The sequence below is a fragment of the Nocardia sp. NPDC002869 genome, from assembly GCF_046764065.1.
GTDB classification, from domain to species: Bacteria; Actinomycetota; Actinomycetes; order Mycobacteriales; family Mycobacteriaceae; genus Nocardia; species Nocardia rhamnosiphila.
Map to the genome: position 1 here is coordinate 1 of NZ_JBKOOL010000317.1, position 2152 is coordinate 2152.

The 2152-nt window shown below is 69.7% G+C and carries 2 protein-coding genes; both read right to left on the minus strand.

The window, feature by feature from the left end:
• Positions 1–132: 132 nt before the first annotated feature.
• On the minus strand, positions 133–1296 hold the full coding sequence (gene menE / locus ACLML9_RS28560; RefSeq protein ID WP_411948401.1) for an o-succinylbenzoate--CoA ligase: 1164 nt from the start codon (positions 1294–1296) through the stop codon (positions 133–135).
• 296 nt (positions 1297–1592) lie between these two features.
• On the minus strand, positions 1593–1976 hold the full coding sequence (locus ACLML9_RS28565) for a VOC family protein (protein ID WP_411948402.1): 384 nt from the start codon (positions 1974–1976) through the stop codon (positions 1593–1595).
• Positions 1977–2152 lie beyond the last annotated feature (176 nt).

Here is a 2152-nt window from a genome sequence, read left to right on the forward strand (position 1 = left end):
TCCTAACCGGCCGATCACCCCACACCCGCGCCTCGCGGTTCCGCGGGCACCGTATTCCGCTGGCCACTCCGCCCCCGAGCAGCCCTCACCCAGCGGGCGGGGCCCGCGGGGCCACCCGCCGCGGACCGCTGCTCAGGAGGTCGATTCGGCCAGTAGGAACCTGCGCAGTGCGCCGCGATCGGGTTTCCCCGGTCCCAGCAGCGGGATCTCGTCGACGAGGGTGAGTTCGCGCGGGGCGGCCACGGCATCCAGTTCGGCCAGCACATGGTCGCGCAGTTCGTCGAGAGTGGGCGCGGACCCGGGCGTGGGGACCACCACGAGCGCCACCCGCTGACCCAGCCTGTCGTCGGGTAGGCCGAGCACGACACATTCCGACACCGCGGGATGGGTGGCGAGTACCGCCTCCACCACCTGCGGGATCACCAGCAGGCCGCCGGTGCTGATCGCTTCGTCCAACCGGCCCAGGACGCGCAGTACGCCGTCCTGGAAGATCCCGGCGTCATCGGTGCGGAACCAGCCCGGTTCCGCGAATGCCGGGTGGTCGGGCATATTGCGGTACCCGGCGGCGAGCATCTCGCCGCCGAGCAGGATGCGGCCGTCCTCGATCCGCGCCCGGGCCCCGGTCAGTGGGACACCGTCGTAGACGCAGCCGCCGCAGGTCTCACTCATCCCGTAGGTGCGCACGACATTGATTCCGGCGTCCCGGGCCCGCTCGTACACCGGGGAGGGGGTCGCGGCGCCGCCGATCAGCACGGCGTCCAGCTCGGCCAGCGCGGCTGTCGCGGTGGGCGTCTCCAGGACCTTGATCAACTGTGTCGGCACCAGTGAGGTGTACCGGCGTTCCCCGCGCATACCCGCGATCGCACCGGCCAGCGCCTCGGGCAGGAAACCGCCGGAGACATCCACCACCGTCGGCTCGGTACCGGCCAGCAACGATCGCAGCAGCACCTGCAGTCCGGCGATGTGATGGGTGGGCAGGGCGAGCAGCCAGCTACCGGGGCCGCCGAGCCGTTCATGGGTGGCATCACCGCTGGCTCGCAACGCGGCGGCGGTGAGCATGGCGCCCTTCGGGACCCCTGTCGTACCGGAAGTAGTGACCACCAGCGCGATATCGTCGCCGATCGGCTCGCCCGGGGCGAGCGCGTCACCCAGCCGGCGGGCTTCGCGCCGGTCGCTGGCCGGCACCGGCAGCCAGGCCGCCGAACCGCTACCGTCCAGCACCTGCCGCAGGTGCGGCAGCACATCGCTGACGCCGCTGCCGGTGGGTATGGGCAGAGTACGCAAGGTTTTCGTCACGGCCGCGCCTTGTCCCCGGCTTGCCGGAAGGCCGCGATTCGCTCGCTGCGCTCGCTCACGGCAGCGATGGTTTCATGTCCGCCGGAAAGCGGACAGCAGGGCTCGATGCTGCCGGGACAGGGTGCCGGAGCCGGCTGATCGGATTGGGCTGGGCCAGGCATGGGACTGCGATTCACTCGTCGGACGGTACGAAAGCGGTCGCACCGGGCGTCGGTGATCGGGCGGCCATCCGATCGTATCGTCGCCCGGAGGACGGGGGGTTGGCAACCCGGCAGAAAACTCGGACCCACACCGGGTCAGCGGGTGTCCCGTCGGATCGGGTGCTCCTCCGGCACCTCGACCAGCACGATCGGCACCCCGTCCGGGTCGGTCACCCACATCTCCACCAGGCCCCACGGCTCGGTCACCGGTGCCCGGTCGATCACCACCCCGTTGAGCGTCAACTCCACCGCCACCGCGGCGACATCCCGCACCTGCAACCAGATCGCGCCCGCGAAACCCCGCGGATCGGCGTCGGAACCGCCGTGCCCCGCCACCTCGATGAGCGACTGCCCGGCGAAGAAAACCGTTCCGCCCGGGTATTCGCGATAGATCGCCAGGCCGAGGGAATCCCGATAGAAGGCCAGGGTGGTCGCGTAGTCCCGGGGTCGCAGGATGATGCGGCTGTTGAGGATGTCCATCGTCGTAAAGTCTAGGGGTGTGGAGGCGATGGTGTGTCCGATTTGCGCCGCGTGGGACAGAGTGGGTGGCGCGAGGCCGGGGTGGGCTTGTTGGTGAAGGTGGGGGATGTCGACCTGCTCGTAAAGGTGCTGTGTTTTTTGGAGATCGGAAGAGCGTCGGGTATCGAAAGAGTGTT